The sequence below is a fragment of the Kitasatospora sp. MBT63 genome (genome assembly GCF_000710465.2).
GTDB lineage: Bacteria > Actinomycetota > Actinomycetes > Streptomycetales > Streptomycetaceae > Kitasatospora.
In genome coordinates, this window is the sequence record NZ_JAIZ01000754.1 from 762 (window position 1) to 20,564 (window position 19,803).

The following is a 19,803-nucleotide window of genomic DNA, read 5'->3' on the forward strand; positions in this document are numbered from 1 at the left end:
GGGCGGGTCGCTCAGCCGCCGAGGGCGGTGCGCAGCCGGCGCTCGTCGACCCGCCAGAAGTCGTGCTGGCGGCCGTCGATCAAGGTCACCGGGATCTGCTCCCAGTACTTCTCGTACAGCTCCGCGTCCCGGGTGATGTCCTTCTCCTCGAACGCGGCACCGAGTTCACCGGTGACCTTGAGGATCACCGCGCGGGCGTCCTGGCAGAGGTGGCAGTCCGGCTTCCCGATCAGGGTCACGGTCCGGTCCGCCGGGTTCTTCTTGTCGCGTCGCAGCAGGCTCACCCGACCCATTGTGCCTGCCGGCCCCGGCCGGCCGTCGGGCCGCGGCGCCGCCGCCACACCCCGGATGCGGGCTGTTAACGGGGGCTGCACACCACGGTCACGGGATCCGACACCGCCGCTGGCTATGCTCGTTGCCATGGCCGCGCTGCGAAGGCTCACCCAGGCAAGGCGTTCCCCGACCGAGCGGACCGCCCTGGCGGGCGAGGCCGCCGCCCAGGCCGCCGAGGCGGACCTGCTGGCCGCCGCCCCCGGGGCCGACACGGCCCAGGCGCCGGACCGTACGACGGTCGCGGGCCCGGGCGCGGCGGACGGGACGCCGGAGCCGGAGCCCGCCGCGGACGGCGGGCCCGCACCGAAGGGCGCCAAGCAGCCGAAGGCCCCCGCCGAGGACCACACCCCCACCCCGGACGACCCGCGGGCGGCCGCCTTCTTCGACTGCGACAACACCATCCTGCGCGGGGCCGCGATCTTCTACCTGGGCATCGGGCTGTACCGCCGCCGCTTCTTCACCCGCCGCGACGTGGCCCGGTTCGCCTGGCAGCAGGCCTGGTTCCGGCTGCACGGCTCGGAGGACCCGGCGCACATCGCGGACGCCCAGGACACCGCGCTCGGTCTGGTCGCCGGGAAGCGGACGGCCGACCTGGAGGCGATCTGCGAGGAGATCTTCGAGGAGGTCATCGCGCGGAAGATCTGGCCTGGCACCCGCGCCCTGGTCCAGATGCACCTGGACGCCGGGCAGCGCACCTGGCTGGTCACCGCCGCCCCGCAGGAGGTGGCCCGGATCATCGCCCGGCAGCTCGGCATGACCGGCGCGCTGGGCACGGTCTCCGAGACCGCCGACGGCGCGTACACCGGCCGGCTGGTCGGCGGGCTGCTGCACGGCCCGGCCAAGGCCGCCGCGGTCCAGGCGCTGGCCCGGCGCGAGCAGCTCGACCTCAGCCGCTGTGCGGCCTTCAGTGACTCCGCCAACGACATCCCGATGCTGGCGCTGGTCGGCCACCCGTACGTGATCAACCCGGACGCCGCACTGCGCCGCCACGCCCGGGCGATGGGCTGGCGGGTGCGGGACTTCCGGACCGGCCGCAAGGCGGCCCGGATCGGCCTGCCGGCCGCGGCCGGGCTCGGGGTGCTGGCCGGTGCCGCCGCGGCCGCCGTCACGGTACGCCGCCGGCAGCGCGCCGCCTGCTCCTGAGCCCCGCGCGGGGCGGGAGGTTCGCACACGGTCGGTGTGTCGCCGGAGCGCCTCCCCATGCGTCAACCTGGCGTTTCGTCAGCCACTCCATGGATGGGCTCGGGCTCACGCTAACGAGCTAACCCGGCTCCGGGCCGCCGGGTGACCGAACCGGATCGGCGGCGACCGGATCTGATCGTTCGTCGACTTGGGAAACTCGGGGATTGCGGGGCGCCAGGACGGGGAAACCGCCCCTCTCGCCCTTAAATTGGTCACACGGTGCTTACGAGCGCTCACGTTGCGCCAGACGGAGGGTGACAACTCCGGTCATTACCAGCTGAAAATGCACAACAAGTGGACCTCGAACGACCACTTCGACCACAGGGTGTAGCTGTCATTGCACAAAGCGTTATCCTCTCTGGGATGCACGCCACCACGCGTCCCCGGTGACGGGGGGTCAGGCAGTGTGCTCTCCGCACAGGCGGAGGTGACCCGTCCACAGTTCTGCCTCTGGGAGTCCCGTGTACCCACCCGTCCGGAACGACGCGCCTACCTCCCCCCGCCCGTCGACCGCCACCCTGCGTCCTGGTACGCGCCTGGACCAGCTGTGGGCCGCGATCCGCGACTTCGAGCTGCTCGTCCCGCAGCCCGCGGTGGCCGGCACCCCCCTGGGCACCGGCTACGGCCGCCCGGCCCGGCCCGTCCCCGGCGCGCTGCTGCGCTCCACCGCCACCAGCGGCACCGGGACCAGCGGCCCGGGCACCAGCGGTTCCAGCACCGGCTCCGGCACCGGGACGCGCGGCCGCACCGCGGTCGGCGGGGGGAGCACCGGCCGCGGCCGGACCAGGTCCGCCACCAACACCGGCACCGGCTTCGAGACCGAGCACAACCCCATCGTCGACCTGGTCGAACGCGCCCAGAACGGCGAGAGCGAGGCCTTCGGCCGGCTCTACGACCACTACGCCGACACCGTGTACCGCTACATCTACTACCGGGTCGGCAGCCGGGCCACCGCAGAGGACCTGACCAGCGAGACCTTCCTGCGCGCGCTGCGCCGGATCGGCACCTTCACCTGGCAGGGGCGGGACTTCGGCGCCTGGCTGGTGACCATCGCGCGCAACCTGGTGGCCGACCACTTCAAGTCCAGCCGCTTCCGGCTGGAGGTCACCACCGGCGAGATGCTGGACTCCAACGAGTGCGAGCGCAGCCCCGAGGACTCGGTGCTGGAGTCGCTCTCCAACGCGGCGCTGCTGGACGCCGTACGGCGGCTCAACCCGCAGCAGCAGGAGTGCGTGACCCTGCGCTTCCTGCAGGGGCTCTCGGTGGCCGAGACGGCCCGGATCATGGGCAAGAACGAGGGCGCCATCAAGACCCTCCAGTACCGCGCGGTGCGCACGCTGGCCCGCCTGCTGCCGCCCGACGCCCGGTGATCGCGGCAGGGACCGGCACCGGTGGGCCGGTCGGCGGCGACGGCATATCCGGCGGCCCGTCAGCCCGGCCGTCCTCCGCACACGTGCGGGTGAATGGGCGGTCACATGATCAGCCGTGCGTAACCGACCCCCGGCCGCGCTCGTTGGCCAGCGTGCAATCCGTCATCGGGGCCGCAGTCAAGCCCGATCCAGGCATGTCACCCGATGGTGTGGTTTCGGCCCGCCGAGGCAACCGTCCGGCCGGCCTGGGTGTCGAAAACGACGAAGGGAGGTGTGGCCCGTGACGGCAAACGTGCTGGAGCACCGGCGGGCAAAGGCCTTCGCCGAGGCGCTGGAGGCCCACCGGACAGAGAGCAGGGCCGACACCGGAGGCGCGGCCCGAGCCGGCTCGTCCAGGGCCGACCAGGCCCGCGGCGGCTCCGCCGCGATGGCGGAGCTGCTGGCGATGGCCGGTGCCCTCGGCTCGCTGCCGGAGCCGGAGCTGGACGCCGAGGCCCGCGTGGTCCAGCGGGCGCAGCTGATGGCCGCGTTCGAGCAGGAGTGGGCCGGTGGCCGGCCCGCGGTGGCGCTGCCCAGGCAGCGCCGGCACCGGGCGGTCCGCGCGGTCTCGCGCAGCCGGTGGGGCCGGCGGCTGGCGATCGGCGGCCTGGTCGCCGGGGTGGCGGTCGGCAGCTTCGCCGGCGCCGCGGCCGCGAGCACCAACGCCCTGCCGGGGGACCCGCTGTACGGCATGAAGCGCGGTCTGGAGGGCCTCCAGCTGGACTGGGCGGACTCCGACGCCGAGCGCGGCGCGCTGCTGCTCGAGCAGGCCTCCACCCGGCTCGACGAGGCGCAGTCGCTGCTCCGGCGGGCCGGTTCGCCGGACACGCTGAGCCCCGACACGGTCGAGCAGGTCCGGCGTGCGCTGGACGACATGCACACCGAGGCGGTGCGCGGCCGTGACCTGCTGCGCGCGGTCTACCGGAGCAACGGCTCGCTCGCCCCGATGCGCAAGCTCGCCACCTTCGCGGAGGGTGAGGACGACCGCTGGACCACGCTGCAGAGCCGGCTCCCCGGCCAGCTCACCGGCCAGGCCGGCAAGGTCGACCAGCTCTTCGACGACATAAGCGAGGACGTCGCGCCCCTGCACCTGGAGCAGCCCGCCGCGGACGGCGGTCAGGCTCCGGGCGGCACGGGAGCGGGCGGCGAGCAGTCCCCGGGTGCGGCCGGGCACCAGCCAGGTACCACCGGCGGCCGGCCGCAGTCCCCGGCCGGCACCCCGGATCCGCACGGCAAGGGCGGCACCGGCGGTGCGACGACGGGCGGGTCCGCCCCGAGCAGCGCGCCGGCCGGCGTCGGCGGCCTGGTCAACGGGCTGACCAGCGGGCTGACCGGGGGCGGGGCCGCCGGTACGCCGTCGGCCGGGCAGCCGGACCGTTCGGCGTCCTCGCCGGCACCGTCGGCGGACCCGGCGGCCCCGGAGAACCAGGGCCTGACCCTTCCGCCGCTGCTCCCGGGGCTGCTGCCCGGGCTGACCCTGAACTGACGGCGCACCGAGCGCCGCTGCACCAGCAGCTTGTAGAGCGTGTGCTGGATGGTCTCGCGGACCTGGTCGGTGAGGTCGAAGACCAGCATCGGGTCGTCCGCGGCCTCCTTGGGGTAGCCGTCGGTCGGGATCGGCTCGCCGAACTGGATGGTCCACTTGGTCGGCAGCGGGACCGCCCCGAGCGGGCCGAGCCAGGGGAAGGTCGGCGTGATCGGCAGGTACGGCAGGCCGAGCAGCCGGGCCAGCGTCTTGAAGTTGCCGATCATCGGGTAGGTCTCCTCGGCCCCGACGATCGAGCAGGGCACGATCGGCACCTGGGCGCGCAGGGCCGAGGCGACGAACCCGCCGCGGCCGAAGCGCTGCAGCTTGTACCGGTCGGCGAAGGGCTTGCCGATGCCCTTGAAGCCCTCCGGCCAGACCCCGACCACCTCGCCGCGCTCCAGCAGGGTCTGCGCATCCTCGTTGCAGGCGAGGGTGTGGCCGGCCTTGCGGGCGAGCTCCCCGACCACCGGGAGGACGAAGACCAGGTCGGCGGCGAGCATCCGCAGGTGGCGCCGGGACGGGTGGTGGTCGTGCACCGCGACCTGGGTCATCAGGGCGTCCAGCGGGACCGTGCCGGAGTGGTTGGCGACGATCAGCACGCCGCCCTCGGCGGGGACGTTCTCGATGCCCCGGACCTCGATCCGGAAGTACTTCTCGGCGAGCGGCCGCAGCAGCGAGAGGAAGACCTCCTCGGTGAGCTCCTCGTCGAAGCCGAAGTCGTCCACCTCGTAGTCGCCGGTGATCCGGCGCCGCAGGAAGGACAGGCCGCCGGCGGCCCGGCCCTCCCAGCCCTTGCCGAGCAGCCGGGTGGCGGTGTCGCCGAGCGGGCCGGCCAGCGCGCCGCCGACGGCGTCGGCGAGCCGGTCGGCCAGCGCGGGGCGGCCGGCCTGCCAGCTGGGCGCGCACTCGATCGGGATGACCTTGGCCTCGCCGACGGCGTGGTTCCTGGCGGCAGTCATCGCGGCATCGGCTCCTCGGTGTGGTGGCCCGTGGTGGGGTGGCGGCCGTCCGGGCCGAGCAGGGCGGCCAGCCGGTCGGTGACGGCGGTCAGGCGTTCGGGCGGCAGCAGGCCGGCCGACTGGGCGGCGGCGAAGTCGGCGAAGGCCTGCGGGGTGGTCCGGCCGGGGGTGAAGCCGAAGGTCTCCCGGAGCTTGGCGGTGTCGACCACCCGGCCGTGGCTGAGCAGCTGGATCTGCTCGGGTGACATGTCGGCGAGCCTGGTCTGCCGGACCAGGCCGGCCACCAGGTTGAGGGCGGGCCGCAGCAGCGGGACGGTCGGCCGGCCGAGCCGGCGGGCGCACTGGGAGAGCAGCAGGACACCGTCCCCGGCGACGTTGAAGGTGCCGGTGTTGGTGGTGCCCGGCCGGGGTTCGGCCGCGGCCAGCCGGAGCACCTCGATCGCGTCGTCCTCGTGGACGAACTGCAGCCGGGGGTCGCGGCCGAACACGGTCGGCAGCAGCGGGAGCGCGAAGTAGGCGCTGAGCGGGGTGTCGCCGGCCGGGCCGACGATGTTGGCGAACCGCAGCACGGTGACGGCGACGTCGGGCCTGCGCCGGGAGAAGCCGCGGACGTAGCCCTCGACCTCGGCGGCGTCCCGGGCGAAGCCGCCGGGCGGCAGCTCCTTGGGCTGCATGCCCTCGGCGAAGACGGCCGGGTCGCGGGGCGCGGAGCCGTACACGGCGGTGGTGGACTTCACCACCAGCCGGCGCAGGCCGGGCGCCTTCTGGCAGGCACCGAGCAGCTGCATGGTGCCGATGACGTTGGTCTCCTTGACGGCGCTGCGGCCGCCCCCGCCCATCGCGCTGACGTTGAGGTGGACCACCGTGTCGACCTGGTGCTCGGCGATCACCCGGGCGACCGCGGGCCGGCGCAGGTCCAGCCGGGTGAAGGCGACCCCGGGCGGCAGCTCGCCGGGCGGTGGCTGGACGTCGACCCCGACGACCCGGTCGACCCCGGGCGCGGCGGCGATCCCGGCTGCGAACCGGGCACCCAGATGGCGGGCGACTCCCGTGACGAGCACGACCTTGCCCACGTGTCCGTGTCCTCCTTCGTCCCGTCCCTGTCCGAAACCGTACCGTGCCGGGATTTCCCGGACGCCGACACGCCCGAGGGACGAGAAGGGGCGGGCCGGAAACACGACTGCCCGCCCCGGCGGAGCCGGGACGGGCAGTGCACACACCTGGTACGCGAGAGCGACCGTGGGCGGGCTGACTCCCGCGCGAAACGGGGCAAGCGCCAGCCGAGGTGTTACTTCTTGTTGCGACGCTGAACGCGAGTCCTCTTCAGAAGCTTGCGGTGCTTCTTCTTGGCCATACGCTTGCGACGCTTCTTGATGACAGAGCCCACGGAACAACCCTCGCTCACTCGGACCCACGCCCGTGAGAGACGGGAGTCCATACGACTGACGGAGGGCCTAGCCTACCCCCCGCTTCGCGTAAGCCGTAATCGTGCCCCGACCGAGGCCCTGAGCCGTGTCCGGACTACGCGCTCTGCAGCCGGACGTAGGACTCCTTGAGGTAGTCGTGGACCTCCTTCTCGGGGACCCGGAAGGAGCGGCCGACCCTGATGGCCGGAAGCTCTCCGCTGTGCACCAGGCGGTACACCGTCATCTTCGACACCCGCATGACCGCGGCCACCTCGGCCACGGTCAGGAAGACGACATCCTGGAGGGGGCGTTCGCCGGAACTCATGACCTCACCCGACCCTTACCCGTGTGCAAGGCACCGGCTTCCCCTCCGGTGACTCCACCGGCACACGTGTATCCCCAGAGTAGTTATGGGTGGTACCAGTGGGAAGAGGGGGAAGCTCACTCCTTGTACGGTGCGAGATCCGCCTGTTGCAGTACGTAGTCGCTCAGCGGTCTGTAGCACTCGGGGGGAGATCCGTCGTCCACCGGGACCACCACCGCGACCTCGCGCTCGGCCTCGGCGACGAACGGCGCCGGGTCGTTGGAGTCGGCGATCCCGGCGGCCGGGACACCGAGCCGGCCGGCCCCGCAGAGCCAGCCGTGGTCGCCCAGCACCAGGCCCGGCAAGGGGTGTCCGGTCCCGGCGAGCCGGTCGAGGACCAGCCGGACCGGTTGCGCGGAGTGGGTGTGCAGCAGCTCCCCGCGGCCGCGGTCGAGTCTGCCACCACGCGCCGATCCCCCGTCAAGACCCCGGACCACGGCGACCGGTCCGCGGTAGTCGAGCACGCAGCTGCGCTCGCCCTCCGGGGTGGGCTCACGGAAGCGCGTACCGCGCGCGGGAGTGAGCAGAGTGCAGCCGGCTGCTTCGAGCGCCCTGGCGATGGAGGTGTGAAACTCCGTCAGCCTGGTCGGGTGGCCGGTGCCGGCCAGCACGGTGGCCCGGCGTCGGGCGACGGAGCGCAGCAGCGCGGCCATCCGGTCGAGGGCGTCCAGGGCGAGGTCCGGGTCGATGGTGTCGGGGCCCTGGCCGCGGCCGAAGTCCGGGTCGACGCCGCAGCGCTCGGCCATCAGGGCGAGCACGGCGCCGGGACCCCAGCGGCCCTGGGGGGCCAGTCCCATCAGGGCGGTGGGGTCGCCCTGCCCGAACAGCCGGTAGCTGCGGAGGTTCTTCTGCCGGCTGGTCGGGATGTTCCCGCCGGCCAGCCGGCGGTGCAGCAGGTGGGCGCGCAGCGCCGCACGGGCGCTGTCGACGGGCGCGGGGCGGGGATTCACGGGATCAGGCCGTGGTGCGGGAGGACGGCGCGGCGGGCCGCCAGGATGGCCTGGTCGAGACGGTCCCCGGGGTCGTAGCCGTGGTCGTGGAAGTCCCGCCAGTGCGGTTCGACGCCGTCGGTCATCCGCAGCGGGGCCTGCTGCCGGGTGCGCCGGTAGACCTCGGCGCGCCACTGCGGCGGGGTCTCGGCGGCCGGGTCGACGGGGCGGCCGGCGGCGGTGGCGACCAGGTGGGTCCAGGCTCTCGGGACCACGTCGACCACCGCGTACCCGCCGCCGCCGAGCGCCAGCCAGCGGCCGTCGGCGTGCTCGTGGGCCAGCTGGTGCAGGGCCTCGGTGACCAGGCGCTGGGCGTCCAGCGAGACCGCGAGGTGGGCGAGGGGGTCCTCGACGTGGGTGTCGGCGCCGTGCTGGGTGACCAGGACCTGCGGGCGGAAGGCGGCCAGCAGTTCGGGCACCAGGGCGTGGAAGGCGCGCAGCCAGCCGGCGTCGCCGGTGCCGGCCGGCAGCGGCAGGTTGGCGGCGGAGCCGGGGGCGTCGGGGCCGCCGGTCTCGGTGGACCAGCCGGTCTCCGGGAAGAGCGTCGCCGGGGATTCGTGCAGTGAGACGGTCAGCACCCGGGGGTCGTTCCAGAACGCGGCCTGGACGCCGTCGCCGTGGTGGACGTCGACGTCCACGTAGGCGACGCGTTCGGCGCCGAGTTCCAGCAGCCGGGCGATGGCGAGGGCCGGGTCGTTGTAGACGCAGAAGCCGGCGGCCTTGGCGGGCATGGCGTGGTGCAGGCCGCCGGCGAAGTTGACGGCGTGCGGGGTCTCGCCGCGCCAGACGGCCTCGGCGCCGGCCACCGACTGGCCGGCGATCAGCGCGGACGCCGTGTGCAGGCCGGGGAAGGCCCAGTTGTCCTCGGTGCCGAGGCCGTGCGCGGGGTCGGCGGTACCGGGGTGCGCGGCGACCCGGCGGACCGCCTCGACGTACCCGGCGGTGTGCACCAGGCGCAGCGTGGAGTCGCCGGCGGGCGGCGCGGAGCGCAGGGCGACGCCCGGCCCGGTGTCCAGGCCGAGGGCCTCGACCAGGCGCATGGTGAGCGCGAGGCGGGTCGGGTCCATCGGGTGTCCCGGGCCGAAGTCGTAGCCGGTCTCGGCCTCGTCCCAGAACAACTGCAGGCCGCAAGGGGTCTCACGCTCGGCTTCGGGCATGGCCCCACGGTAGTGGGTGCGCCGGGGCGGGTCCCGGACGGCCCCCGGCCGCCGTGGGCGGGGTGTCCGGCGGGGCGGGTCAGCTGTGGACGGGCTCGCCGCGGCGGGCCGCGGCCGGGGCGAAGTGGCCGGAGAGCGGGAGGATCAGCAGCACCAGGAGCATCGGCGCGAGCAGCGCCCAGCGGTAGGAGGAGGCGTCGGCGACGGCGCCGACCAGCGGGGAGCCGATCAGGAAGCCCACGTAGTTGAACAGGTTGAGCCGGGCCACCGCGGCGTCCGAGTCGTCCGGGAAGAGCCGGCCGCCGGCCGCGAAGACCTGCGGGATGATCGCGCAGATGCCGAAGCCGAGCACGGTGAAGCCGGCGATGGCCGCCCACGGTCCGGGCGAGAGGGCGGCCAGCAGGAAGCCGAGCGCGGCCAGCGCGGAGCCCGCCCGGACCACCGGGACGGCGCCGAAGTGCTGCACGGCCCGGTCGCCGACGGTTCGTCCGACCAGCATCGCCAGCATGTAGCCGAGGTAGGAGAGTTTGGCGACGTCGTCGGGGCTGTCCAGGCCGTCGGTGAGGTACTTGACGCTGTAGTTGGAGACCGAGGCGTCGGCGATGTACGCGACCGCCATGGCGAGGCACAGCGGCAGCAGCGGCTTCCAGGGGATCGAACGGGCGGCGGCCTCGGCGGCCTCCCGGACGGCGTCGCCGAGTTCGGCCCGGCCGGCGAAGCGGGTGCCGGCCAGCAGGGCGAGCGGGATCAGCACCGCGGCGGCGCCGCCGAACAGCGCGGGCAGGCCGAGGTGGTAGTGCGCGCCGAGGCCGGCGACGGCGGCGCCGATGATGCCGCCGAGGCTGAACGCGGCGTGGAACCCGATCATGATGCTGCGGCCGTAGCGGTGCTGGAGGCCGACGCCGAGCATGTTCATCGAGGCGTCGAGCGCGCCGACCAGCAGGCCGAACGCGCCGAGCGCGAGGCCCAGTTCCCACAGCCGGTCGCCGAAGCCGGTCAGCCCGAGGGTCAGGCAGACGGCGGGCTGGACGACCCGCAGCACGGCCCGGGCGCTGGTGCGCTTGACCAGGTGCTCGGAGGTGATCGAGCCGACCCCGGCGAGGATCGGGACGGCCGCCAGGAAGACCGGCAGCAGGCTGTCGCTGAGCCCGTAGCGGTCCTGGATCTCGGGGATGCAGGTGACCAGCAGGGCGAAGGTGACGCCCTGCAGCAGGAAGGCGGCGGCGAGCGCCGCCCGGGCCTGCCGGAGCCGTTCGGTGACGACTGTGTCCTGCATCTGCCGACCTCGCTCAGCCTCCGGCGCTACCGGCCGGTACGACGATGTTGGCGAGAGCGTAGGTGCTGCGGGGGCTTTCCGGGAGGGGTGCGACGCGAACGGGTCCCGATCCGCCGCAACGGGTCAGGCCGGCCGGCCGAGCACCAGGCCGGGCACCAGGCCGAGGTCGGTCAGCAGACCGGTCGCCCCGGCGGCGGTGAGCCGGTCGGGGTCGGTGAGCGCCGCGTAGCCGTACACGTCCATGCCGGCGGCGCGGGCGGCGAGCACCCCGTTGGGGCTGTCCTCGATCACCAGGCAGCGGGCGGGCGCCACCCCGAGTGTCCGGGCGGCGTGCAGGAAGAGGTCGGGGGCGGGCTTGCCGACGCCGACGTCCTGGGCGCTGAAGATCTGCTCCTCGGCCAGCAGCGGGCGCAGGCCGGTGAGGTCGAGCGCGGTCCGGATCCAGATGTGGTGGGCGGAGGAGGCCAGGCAGTACGGGACCTCGTGCTGCTGGAGGGTCTTCAGCAGCTGTTCGGCGCCGCGCACCGCGGTCAGTTCGGCGGTGAAGGCGTCGAAGACCCGGGCGTGGAACAGCTCGTCGAAGCCGTCCGGGAGGGTGGCGCCGTGCCGTTCGCGGATCACGTCGTGGATCTTGTGCGCGGCGCAGCCCATGTAGTCCTGGTAGGAGTCCTCGACGGTGGTGGGGAAGCCGAGTCCGGTCAAGTACTCGGCGAGCACCCGGTTGGAGATCGGCTCGCTGTCCACCAGGACGCCGTCGTTGTCGAAGATCACCAGGTCGTAGCTCACCCGCCCGAGCCTACTTGCCGCCGGAGGCCAGCTCGCGGGAGCGGTCACGGGCGGCCTCCAGGGCGCCGAGCATGGCGGCCCGCACGCCGTGGTTCTCCAGCTCGCGGATGGCGGCGATGGTGGTGCCGGCCGGGGAGGTGACCGCCTCGCGCAGCTTCACCGGGTGCTCGCCGGAGTCGCGCAGCATGATCGAGGCGCCGATCGCGGACTGCACGATCAGGTCGTGCGCCACCGTGCGGGGCAGGCCGAGCAGGATGCCGGCGTCGATCATGGCTTCGACCAGGAAGTAGAAGTACGCCGGTCCGGAGCCGGACAGTGCGGTGGCCGCGTCCTGCTGGGACTCCGGCACCCGCAGCGCCTTGCCGACCGAGCGGAAGATCTCCTCGGTACGGGCCAGGTGCGCCTCGGTGGCGTGCGAGCCGCCGGAGATCACGCTCATCCCCTCGTCCACCAGGACGGGCGTGTTGGGCATCACCCGCACCACCGGCGTCCCGGCCGCGAGGCGGTCCTCGAACCAGGTGGTCGGGATGCCCGCGGCGGCCGACACCACCAGCCGGTCGGTGGCCACGTGCGGCGCCAGCTCGTGCAGCAGCACCCCCATGTCCTGCGGCTTGACCGCCAGGATCAGGGTGTCGGCCAGCTTGGCGGCATCCGCGTTGGAGACGGCGGTGATGCCGTAACGGGCGGTCAGCTCCTCGGCGCGCTCGGGGCGGCGGGCGGTCACCAGGACGTCGCCCGGGTCCTTGCCGGCCCGCAGCAGACCGGAGAGCAGGGCCTCGCCGATCTTGCCGGTGCCCAGGAAGGCGATCTTCTGTCCGGGTGCGCTGCTGCTCATGGCCGCTCCTTCGTACGGTGCTGCCGCCATCCTCGCACCGGGGCGGGCGCCGGCGGGGCAGCCGTCCACGGTGCGGATGCGGTCGGTGCGAACGCGCTCGGGCGTCCGGGGGCTCGGGCGTCCGGGGCTCAGGCGTCCGGGGGCACGGTGGTGTCGACGGTGACGCCCAGCCAGGCCAGCAGCGGACGGCACGGGCGGCAGGGCAGGTGGGCGGTGGTCCGCGGCGGCGCTCCGGTGACGTGCAGCAGGGCGAGGGTGGCGCCGGCGAGCTCCTGCGGGAGCCGTTCGGCCCGGCGGTCGGCCAGGTCCAGCCAGCCGGTCAGGACGGTCAGTTCGGGGCAGGAGCCGGCGGCGGGGCCGAGCAGCTCGACCAGCAGCGGGTGCGGCGGCGGGTGGCCGGCGGCGGACACCCAGCGGACCACCTGCGGCAGGCTGCCCGGGACCCGCAGGGTGGCGATGAAGGCGGGCAGCAGGCCGCCCTCGCCGGGCCTGCGGGTGGCCGGCACCCCGGTGCGGACCGCGCGGGCCTCCCTGATCGCGGCGGACACCTCCAACGCGTTCAGTCCCCGGTTGCGGGCCACGTTTCCTCCGTCTCGGCGCGGTTCGCCCTGCTCAACTGCGCGGGACCGGCCGAGGTCACCGTCCGGGCGCGGCCCGCGGGACTACCGTGGGGAGGATGGACCGGACCTGGGACCCCGATGCCCCCGGAGTGCTGGAGCTGCCCTCCGGGCGGCTGGTGCGGGGGCGGGCGCTGAGCCGGCCGCTGCCGGGCGGCCCGGTGCCCGAGTTCGCCGTGTACCTGCTCGGGAAGCCGCCGCCGGAGGTCGCCTGGGAGGCCCGGTGGCTGCGCTGGCCGGACTTCTGGGTCCCCGCCGACCGGGCGGCGGCCCGCGCCGTGCTGCGCGAGGCGTGGGAGCGGGCCCGGGACGAACGGGTGGAGCTGGCCTGCGCCGGCGGCCACGGCCGGACCGGTACGGCACTGGCCTGCCTGGCCGTCCTCGACGGAGTGCCGGCGGACCGGGCGGTCGCCTTCGTCCGGGAGCACTTCGACCCCCGGGCGGTCGAGACGCCGTGGCAGCGGCGCTACGTCCGCGGGTTCCCGGGCGGCCCCGCCGAGGGTCCGGGGGACGGCCCGGCGGGCGGTGTCCCGTAGGGGGAATCTCAGGGGCCGCGGCTCTGGCGTCCGGGGGCCGGCAGGCGCACCGTGGGGGTATGGGACACGAGGAGTTGTCGCGGCGCGAGAGCCGCCAGATCGCAGTCGCCTCGGCGACGCTGGGCCCGTGGCGGACCGCCTCGGCGGTCGGGGTCGTGGTCGCCGGGGCCGCGCTCACGGTGGATCTGATCACCGGGAGCTGGTCGTCGGACATCCTGGCCGGGCCGGTGGGGCTGGGCCTGTTCTTCTTCTTCCTGGTCGGAACGGTCGGCGGGAAGCTGCGGCGGGACACCGGGGACCGCCGGCTGCGCCGCTGGGCGGACGAGCACCCGTGGAGGTCGGCGCTGCCGGCGGCGGGCGCGCTGCTGGTGCTGAACACGCTGGCGCTGACCCTGCTGGGCAGCTGGGGTCTGATCGGGGCGGTGTTCAGCTCGCTGCTGCCGGCCGGACTGCTGCTGCTGGTGGCCGGGGTGGTCGGCTCGGTGAAGCAGGCCCGCGCCAAGGGCTGACGGCCCGCCACCCCGCCCGTACGGGCCCGCCCGGGGCGCCGGGCGCCCCGGCGAAACGGCGGAAACCGGCACCGAACGCTCACCCTCGCCGCACACCGCCCCCACCCTCTCGCAAGGGTGTCCGAGGGCGTCGGCATACTGACCGCGTGCCGATAGCCGAAGACCCCTCCCAGCGCCCCGCCGGCGACTCCCCTGACGACCCGTTCGACGGTCTCGTGCTCGACGAGGACTTCGTCAAGGGCGCGACCGTGAAGGAGGCTTCGGGCCGGGCCCGGATGCTCGGCGCGAAGTGGAAGCAGCAGCCGCCGGAGGCCGTACCTTTCCGGCACGAGGCCCAGCGGGTGCCGCAGATCCGCCGGCGCCGGTTCGGCCGCCGGGCCACCCGGGTGGACCCGTGGGGCCGCCGGCGGCGCACCGGCAACTGGCAGGCGCCGCTGTTCGTCGCACTGGCGGTCGCGCTGACCCTGGCGGCGCTCAACACCGGCCGGCTGCGCGACTGGTACCACCACGGGCAGGACGGTTCGACGGCCGACGGTCCCGCGGTGGCGACCCCGCTGCCGACGCTGCCGCCGGAGACCGCCTCCCCCACGGCCGCACCGCCCGCCGTCGACCCCGACACCCCGACCGTCGAGAACCCGTGGGCCGGCTCTCCGGCCGGGCAGTGGCCGGTCGGGGCCGCGGCGTTCGCCCTGCCGGAGCCGAGCGCCGTGGGCGCCTTCGGCGCGAAGCAGGTCGGCACCCAGCTGGAGCAGGTCCGCACCTACCTGACGTACAGCGCCCTGGACCCGAAGGTGATCTCCGGCGCCCGGCCGGACGCCGCACTGGCCATGCTGAGCAAGGAGGACCGGAGCCGGGCGGAGGAGCGGCTGGCGCACCCGACCCAGGACGAGAGCCCGGCCTGGGACTTCCCCCGCTTCGACCCGCAGAGCGCGGTGCTGGCCACCGAGGAGGTCCGGGTCCAGGGACGGATGACCTTCGAGGGTGACGGCGAGAACGGTGTCCTGGTCCACACCGACTTCACCTTCGTGTACGCGCTCCGCCCCGGCCCCCACCCGGACAAGGGCGTCGGCGCGCAGGGCGGCGGCGCCAACCCGGTCTCCTGGCAGGCCGCACCGGCCGACACCCCGGGCGCTTCCGGTCCGGTGGCCCGGACGATCATCCGCTCCGCGATGGACTTCCGGTTCCCCGACCCCCGGCGGTTCCGGGTCGAGGCCGGGAAGCTCTATCTGAACGGCTACAAGGGTGAGGGCGGGAACAGCGGCTGCGACCAGTCGGACGGCTTCTTCCACCCGATGTTCCCCGTGCTGCGCAACGACGCCGGGGCGTCCCCGTCGGCGGGTGCGCCGACGGTCGACCCGTACGACCGCAGCCGGCAGCTGGACGGCGGCGACGGGCAGTGCCGGAACTCCTCCCGCACCTGACGCCGGCTGCCGGGCGTCAGCCGCGCCGCTTGCGGCCGGGACGCCCGGCGGAGGCGGCGTCCCGGCGCCGCGCGTGCTGGGCGAGGGCGCGTTCGTGCTCGGCCCGCCGCAGGCTCTCGCCCGGGGCCTCGACCAGGCTGCGGACGAAGTACGCGGCCAGCGCGCCGACGCCGCCGATCATCCAGACCGCGCCGAGCGACCGGTCCTCGGTCATCCAGCCGGTCAGGGCGGCGCGGCCCTCGGTGAGCACCTTCCAGGTGCGGACCGCGGCCAGGGCGGAGCAGATCGCGATGGCGCCGGTCAGCAGCAGGTTCACGAAGCCGCCGGCGTCGGACATCGCGACCCCGGACACGGCCAGGCGCAGCACCAGGGCACCGGCCGCCACGCACAGCAGCGCGCCGAGCGGGACCAGCACCCGGCGTACCCGGTAGCCGGTGCCTCGCTCGACCCAGCTGGTGCCGTACCAGCGGATCGGTTCGGGCCGGGGGCCGTCGGTGCCTGGGGTGCTCCGTGTGTCGTCCACGGCTCCGATTATGGCCCGACGACGCGGCCGGACCACGAACGGAGCCGTCCCCGGCCGGGGACGGCTCCGTCACACCGCGCGGGTACGGGGTCAGCCGAGCTTGCTGACGTCGCGGACGGCGCCCTTGTCCGCCGAGGTGGCCATCGCGGCGTACGCCTTGAGGGCCGCGCTGACCGGGCGGACCCGGTTCTTCGGGCGGTAGCCGCCCTCGGCCTCCAGCTTGAGCCGTCGCTCGTGCAGCTCCTCGAAGGAGACCTTCAGCTCGACCGAGCGGCCGGGGATGTCGATGGCGATGAGGTCGCCGTCCTCGACCAGCGCGATGGTGCCGCCGGAGGCCGCCTCGGGCGAGGCGTGGCCGATCGACAGGCCGGAGGTGCCGCCGGAGAACCGGCCGTCGGTGATCAGCGCGCAGGCCTTGCCGAGACCGCGGCCCTTGAGGAAGGAGGTCGGGTAGAGCATCTCCTGCATGCCGGGGCCGCCCTTGGGGCCCTCGTAACGGATGACCACCACGTCGCCCTCCTTGACCCGCTTGGTGAGGATCGCGTCGACGGCGTCCTCCTGTGACTCCAGCACCACCGCCGGGCCGCTGAAGGTCCAGATCGACTCGTCGACACCGGCGGTCTTCACGATGCAGCCGTCCTCGGCCAGGTTGCCGTACAGCACGGCCAGGCCGCCCTCGACCGAGTAGGCGTGCTCGACGCTGCGGATGCAGCCGCCGGCGGCGTCGGTGTCCAGGCTGTCCCAACGCTCGGACTGCGAGAAGGCGGTGGCCGAGCGGACGCAGCCGGGGGCGGCGTGGAACAGCTCGACGGCGGTCGGCGACGGCGAGCCGCCGCGGATGTCCCAGGTCTTCAGCCACTCGGCGAGCGAGTCGGAGTGCACGGTGTGCACGCCTTCGTTGAGCAGCCCGCCGCGGTACAGCTCGCCGAGGATGGCGGGGATGCCGCCGGCCCGGTGCACGTCCTCCATGTAGTAGCTGCCGTTGGGCGCCACCTTGGACAGGCACGGCACCCGGCGCGAGATGGCGTCGATGTCGCGCATGTCGAAGTCCAGCTCGGCCTCCTGGGCGGCGGCGAGCAGGTGCAGGATGGTGTTGGTCGAGCCGCCCATCGCGATGTCCAGCGCCATGGCGTTCTCGAACGCGGCGCGGGTGGCGATCGAGCGCGGCAGGACGGTGTAGTCGTCCTGGTGGTAGTGGCGCTTCGTGATGTCGACGATGGTGCGGCCGGCGTCCTCGTACAGCGCCCGGCGGGCGGTGTGGGTGGCCAGCGTGGAGCCGTTGCCGGGCAGCGACAGGCCGATCGCCTCGGTGAGGCAGTTCATCGAGTTGGCGGTGAACATGCCCGAGCAGGACCCGCAGGTCGGACAGGCGTTCTCCTCGATGATCGCGATGTCCTCGTCCGAGACGTTCTCGTTGACGGCGTCGGAGATCGCGTTGACCAGGTCCAGCTTGCGCACGGTGCCGTCGACCAGGACGGCCTGGCCGGCCTCCATCGGACCGCCGGAGACGAACACGGTCGGGATGTTGAGGCGCAGCGCGGCCATCAGCATGCCGGGGGTGATCTTGTCGCAGTTGGAGATGCAGATCAGCGCGTCCGCGCAGTGCGCGGAGACCATGTACTCGACCGAGTCGGCGATCAGGTCGCGCGAGGGCAGCGAGTAGAGCATGCCGTGGTGGCCCATGGCGATGCCGTCGTCGACCGCGATGGTGTTGAACTCGCGCGGGATGCCGCCGGCCTCCTTGATCGCCTCGGAGACGATCCGGCCGACCGGCTGGAGGTGGGTGTGGCCGGGCACGAACTCGGTGAACGAGTTGGCCACCGCGATGATCGGCTTCCCGAAGTCCTCCCGGGCTACGCCGGCCGCCCTGAGGAGCGCGCGGGCGCCTGCCATGTTGCGACCGTGGGTGACCGTACGGGACTTCAGCTCGGGCACTGTGCTCCACTCCTTCGGAGGCTGCTGGCGGCCGCTGCGCTGGTGGGAGGGTGCGGCGCGCTGTAGCTACCGAGCGTACGCTCCCGGTCCAGCCGGCGGACGGAGCGTCCGCGATCCGGTCAGCCGGCGGTGACGCCGACCGAGAGGGTGAGCCGCCAAGGCTGGAGCACCCAACCGTCCGGGAACTCGGCCAGCAGGGCGGCCCGCTCGGCGGCCAGGATCCGGTCCCTGACCTCGGCCGGCAGCACCGCGAAGTGCGAGCGGGAGCCGAACTCGGCGACCAGGCCGTCCACGGTGGTGCGGCGCTCCCAGGCCAGCTCGGCCTCGGCCAGCCGCAGGCCGTGCTCGGCCAGCGGCTCGGCGGTGCTGTCCGGCCGGACGTGGGGGTGGTACGGGGTGAGCGCGGCCACCAGCCGGTCGCGCGAGGCGGCCAGCCACGGGACGCTGCTGTCGGGGTGGTTCCACCACACGGCCAGCGCGCCGCCGGGGCGCAGCACCCGGACCGCCTCCGGGACGGCGCGGGCCGGGTCGGTCCAGTGGAAGGCCTGGGCGTAGGTGATCAGGTCGGCGGTCGAGTCGTGGAACGGCAGTTCCTCGCCGCCGGCCCGCACCAGCGGGGTACCGGGCGCCGCCGCGAGCAGTTGGGCGGCCATCCCGGCGCTCGGTTCGACGGCCGTCACCCGGGCGCCGCGGGCCTGCAGCAGCCGGGTGGCGATGCCCGTCCCGGCGCCGACGTCCAGCACGTCCGCGCCGCGCAGCGGGCGGCCGGTCAGGCGTTCCAGCTCGTCGAACAGCTCCGGCGGGTACGAGGGCCGGTGGGCCTGGTACTGGGCGGCCACCGGGCCGAAGGACATGGCGTAGTCGCGGTGCTGAAGACCGGTCATGGAACTCCCCCTCCGTATCCGGACAGCCTACGTGGCGGGCCGGTGCGGCGGGCCGGGTCCGCAGCCCGGCCCGTGGATCGGGGACGGGGACGGGGACCGCGCCGGTGGATCAGGGGCGGCGGGCCGGGGTGGCCAGGTGCAGGCGGGTGAAGGCGAGCGCCTCGGCGAGGTCGGCCTCGCGCTCGGCGGGCGAGGCGGAGCGGCGGGTGTTGACCTCCAGCACCACGTGGCCGTCGAAGCCGGTGCGGGCGAGCTGCTCCAGCAGGGCCGCGCAGGGCTGCTTGCCGCGCCCGGGGATGAGGTGCTCGTCCTTGCCGGAGCCGGCCCCGTCGGCGAGGTGGACGTGGGCCAGCCGGTCGCCCATCCGGCCCGCCATCTCCAGGGCGTCGATCCGGGAGGTGGCGGCGTGCGAGAGGTCGATGGTGAAGTGCCGGTACTCCTCCTCGGTGACGTCCCACCCGGGCGAGTAGGCGAGCATCTCGCGGTCCCGGTAGCGCCACGGGTACATGTTCTCCACCGCGAACCTGACCTCGGTCTCGCCCGCCATCCGGTGGATCCCCTCGACGAACTCCCGGGCGTACTGCCGCTGCCAGCGGAACGGCGGGTGCACCACCACGGCGTCCGCGCCGAGCTTCTCGGCGGCCGCCCGGGCCCGGACCAGCTTGGTCCACGGGTCGGAGGTCCAGACCCGCTGGGTGATCAGCAGGCAGGGCGCGTGCACCGCCAGGATCGGGATCCGGTGGGCGTCGGAGAGCCGGCGCAGCGCCTCGACGTCCTGGCTGATCGGGTCGTTCCAGACCATCACCTCGACGCCGTCGTAGCCGAGCCGGGCGGCCAGCTCGAAGGCGGTGGCGGTGTTGGCGGGGTACACCGAGGCGGTGGACAGGGCGACCTTGGTGTCCGGGATGTGCAGGCCGGGGTGGGGCGGCAGCACCAGGCGGTCGGTGGTGCGCAGCAGCGGGGCCCGGCGGGCGGCGGCCTTGGCGGCCCGGGCGCTCTTGACGGCCTTGGCCGCCTTGGCGACCTGCGCGGCCTTGGCGGTCTTCACCGCCTTGACGGCCTTCGCGGCGCGGGCGGCACGGGCCCCGCGGGGGCCGGGTGCGGCGCTGCCGGGCCCGTCGGCGGTACCGGGGTCGGCGGGCGGCGCGGGGTCC

Annotated in this window: 20 protein-coding genes and 1 pseudogene; 6 read left to right on the top strand and 15 right to left on the bottom strand. The window is 74.3% G+C overall.

Features of this window, described 5'->3' with window-relative positions:
• Positions 1–11: 11 nt before the first annotated feature.
• A complete protein-coding gene (locus tag AA75_RS39505) occupies positions 12–293 on the bottom strand; it encodes a glutaredoxin family protein (protein WP_033825299.1) in 282 nt (93 codons plus the stop codon).
• Between the two features lie 127 nt (positions 294–420).
• Between AA75_RS39505 and AA75_RS39510 the strand changes: the two genes are divergently transcribed.
• The 3 genes from AA75_RS39510 (at position 421) to AA75_RS53040 (ending at position 4,410) form a co-directional block, all read left to right on the top strand.
• Positions 421–1,476, top strand: coding sequence for an HAD family phosphatase (locus tag AA75_RS39510; protein WP_033825300.1), 1,056 nt, complete (start codon positions 421–423; stop codon positions 1,474–1,476).
• Positions 1,477–2,168: 692 nt separating this feature from the next.
• Positions 2,169–2,885: an ECF subfamily RNA polymerase sigma factor, BldN family gene (locus tag AA75_RS39515; protein ID WP_233289397.1), complete on the top strand. Its 717-nt coding sequence runs from the start codon at positions 2,169–2,171 to the stop codon at positions 2,883–2,885.
• Between the two features lie 280 nt (positions 2,886–3,165).
• Positions 3,166–4,410, top strand: a complete 1,245-nt coding sequence (locus tag AA75_RS53040) for a DUF5667 domain-containing protein (protein WP_033825301.1) — start codon at positions 3,166–3,168, stop codon at positions 4,408–4,410.
• A 5-nt stretch (positions 4,411–4,415) separates the two neighbouring features.
• Here AA75_RS53040 and AA75_RS39525 read toward each other — a convergent pair.
• The 10 genes and pseudogenes from AA75_RS39525 to AA75_RS39565 all read right to left on the bottom strand — a co-directional run.
• Positions 4,416–5,411: pseudogene (locus AA75_RS39525) on the bottom strand (lysophospholipid acyltransferase family protein); the annotation flags it as partial.
• Positions 5,408–6,484: an NAD-dependent epimerase/dehydratase family protein gene (locus AA75_RS39530; protein ID WP_033825302.1), complete on the bottom strand. Its 1,077-nt coding sequence runs from the start codon at positions 6,482–6,484 to the stop codon at positions 5,408–5,410. The pseudogene AA75_RS39525 and the gene AA75_RS39530, both read right to left, overlap by 4 nt.
• 215 nt (positions 6,485–6,699) lie before the next feature.
• Positions 6,700–6,798 carry an AURKAIP1/COX24 domain-containing protein gene (locus AA75_RS46630; protein WP_003948845.1) on the bottom strand — a complete coding sequence of 33 codons (99 nt, stop codon included), beginning with the start codon at positions 6,796–6,798 and terminating at the stop codon, positions 6,700–6,702.
• A 134-nt stretch (positions 6,799–6,932) separates the two neighbouring features.
• Positions 6,933–7,142, bottom strand: coding sequence for a helix-turn-helix domain-containing protein (locus tag AA75_RS39535; protein WP_033825303.1), 210 nt, complete (start codon positions 7,140–7,142; stop codon positions 6,933–6,935).
• Between the two features lie 116 nt (positions 7,143–7,258).
• Positions 7,259–8,131: a phosphatase gene (locus AA75_RS39540; RefSeq protein WP_051814194.1), complete on the bottom strand. Its 873-nt coding sequence runs from the start codon at positions 8,129–8,131 to the stop codon at positions 7,259–7,261.
• Positions 8,128–9,327, bottom strand: coding sequence for an acetoin utilization protein AcuC (locus AA75_RS39545; RefSeq protein ID WP_051814195.1), 1,200 nt, complete (start codon positions 9,325–9,327; stop codon positions 8,128–8,130). Before AA75_RS39545 ends, AA75_RS39540 begins: the two co-directional genes overlap by 4 nt.
• Before the next feature lie 79 nt (positions 9,328–9,406).
• Positions 9,407–10,603 (bottom strand): MFS transporter, encoded by a 1,197-nt coding sequence (locus AA75_RS39550; RefSeq protein WP_033825304.1) that lies wholly within the window; start codon positions 10,601–10,603, stop codon positions 9,407–9,409.
• A 123-nt stretch (positions 10,604–10,726) separates the two neighbouring features.
• On the bottom strand, positions 10,727–11,389 hold the full coding sequence (locus tag AA75_RS39555; RefSeq protein WP_033825305.1) for an HAD family phosphatase: 663 nt from the start codon (positions 11,387–11,389) through the stop codon (positions 10,727–10,729).
• Positions 11,390–11,399: 10 nt separating this feature from the next.
• Positions 11,400–12,224: a pyrroline-5-carboxylate reductase gene (proC, locus tag AA75_RS39560; RefSeq protein WP_033825306.1), complete on the bottom strand. Its 825-nt coding sequence runs from the start codon at positions 12,222–12,224 to the stop codon at positions 11,400–11,402.
• Positions 12,225–12,352: 128 nt separating this feature from the next.
• Positions 12,353–12,805 (bottom strand): hypothetical protein, encoded by a 453-nt coding sequence (locus AA75_RS39565; RefSeq protein ID WP_033825307.1) that lies wholly within the window; start codon positions 12,803–12,805, stop codon positions 12,353–12,355.
• Between the two features lie 95 nt (positions 12,806–12,900).
• On the opposite strand from AA75_RS39565, the gene AA75_RS39570 reads away from it, so the two are divergent.
• From AA75_RS39570 to AA75_RS39580, 3 genes are all read left to right on the top strand, one after another.
• Positions 12,901–13,377, top strand: coding sequence for a protein-tyrosine phosphatase family protein (locus AA75_RS39570; protein ID WP_051814196.1), 477 nt, complete (start codon positions 12,901–12,903; stop codon positions 13,375–13,377).
• A gap of 59 nt (positions 13,378–13,436) precedes the next feature.
• Entirely contained in the window at positions 13,437–13,886 is a 450-nt protein-coding gene (locus tag AA75_RS48670) for a hypothetical protein (protein WP_063794530.1), read from the top strand.
• A gap of 146 nt (positions 13,887–14,032) precedes the next feature.
• A complete protein-coding gene (locus AA75_RS39580; protein WP_051814197.1) occupies positions 14,033–15,307 on the top strand; it encodes a hypothetical protein in 1,275 nt (424 codons plus the stop codon).
• 16 nt (positions 15,308–15,323) lie between these two features.
• Here the strand turns inward: AA75_RS39580 and AA75_RS39585 are convergent, their stop codons facing one another.
• The 4 genes from AA75_RS39585 to AA75_RS39600 form a co-directional block, all read right to left on the bottom strand.
• Entirely contained in the window at positions 15,324–15,830 is a 507-nt protein-coding gene (locus AA75_RS39585; RefSeq protein ID WP_033825309.1) for a hypothetical protein, read from the bottom strand.
• A 90-nt stretch (positions 15,831–15,920) separates the two neighbouring features.
• The gene (gene ilvD / locus AA75_RS39590; protein WP_033825310.1) at positions 15,921–17,765 is read right to left on the bottom strand and encodes a dihydroxy-acid dehydratase; all 1,845 of its coding nucleotides are present in this window, start codon (positions 17,763–17,765) and stop codon (positions 15,921–15,923) included.
• 119 nt (positions 17,766–17,884) lie between these two features.
• Positions 17,885–18,649: a class I SAM-dependent methyltransferase gene (locus tag AA75_RS39595; RefSeq protein ID WP_033825311.1), complete on the bottom strand. Its 765-nt coding sequence runs from the start codon at positions 18,647–18,649 to the stop codon at positions 17,885–17,887.
• A gap of 109 nt (positions 18,650–18,758) precedes the next feature.
• Positions 18,759–19,562, bottom strand: coding sequence for a sugar phosphate isomerase/epimerase (locus tag AA75_RS39600; protein WP_082527181.1), 804 nt, complete (start codon positions 19,560–19,562; stop codon positions 18,759–18,761).
• Positions 19,563–19,803 lie beyond the last annotated feature (241 nt).

Excerpts from the sequence above, each read along its gene's own strand:
- AA75_RS39570 (WP_051814196.1), top strand. The coding sequence starts at position 12,901 with ATGGACCGGACCTGGGACCCCGATGCCCCCGGAGTGCTGGAGCTGCCC.
- AA75_RS39535 (WP_033825303.1), bottom strand. The coding sequence starts at position 7,142 with ATGAGTTCCGGCGAACGCCCCCTCCAGGATGTCGTCTTCCTGACCGTG.
- AA75_RS39550 (WP_033825304.1), bottom strand. The coding sequence starts at position 10,603 with ATGCAGGACACAGTCGTCACCGAACGGCTCCGGCAGGCCCGGGCGGCG.
- AA75_RS48670 (WP_063794530.1), top strand. The coding sequence starts at position 13,437 with ATGGGACACGAGGAGTTGTCGCGGCGCGAGAGCCGCCAGATCGCAGTC.
- AA75_RS39545 (WP_051814195.1), bottom strand. The coding sequence starts at position 9,327 with ATGCCCGAAGCCGAGCGTGAGACCCCTTGCGGCCTGCAGTTGTTCTGG.
- AA75_RS39510 (WP_033825300.1), top strand. The coding sequence starts at position 421 with ATGGCCGCGCTGCGAAGGCTCACCCAGGCAAGGCGTTCCCCGACCGAG.
- AA75_RS39505 (WP_033825299.1), bottom strand. The coding sequence starts at position 293 with ATGGGTCGGGTGAGCCTGCTGCGACGCGACAAGAAGAACCCGGCGGAC.
- AA75_RS39595 (WP_033825311.1), bottom strand. The coding sequence starts at position 18,649 with ATGACCGGTCTTCAGCACCGCGACTACGCCATGTCCTTCGGCCCGGTG.
- proC (WP_033825306.1), bottom strand. The coding sequence starts at position 12,224 with ATGAGCAGCAGCGCACCCGGACAGAAGATCGCCTTCCTGGGCACCGGC.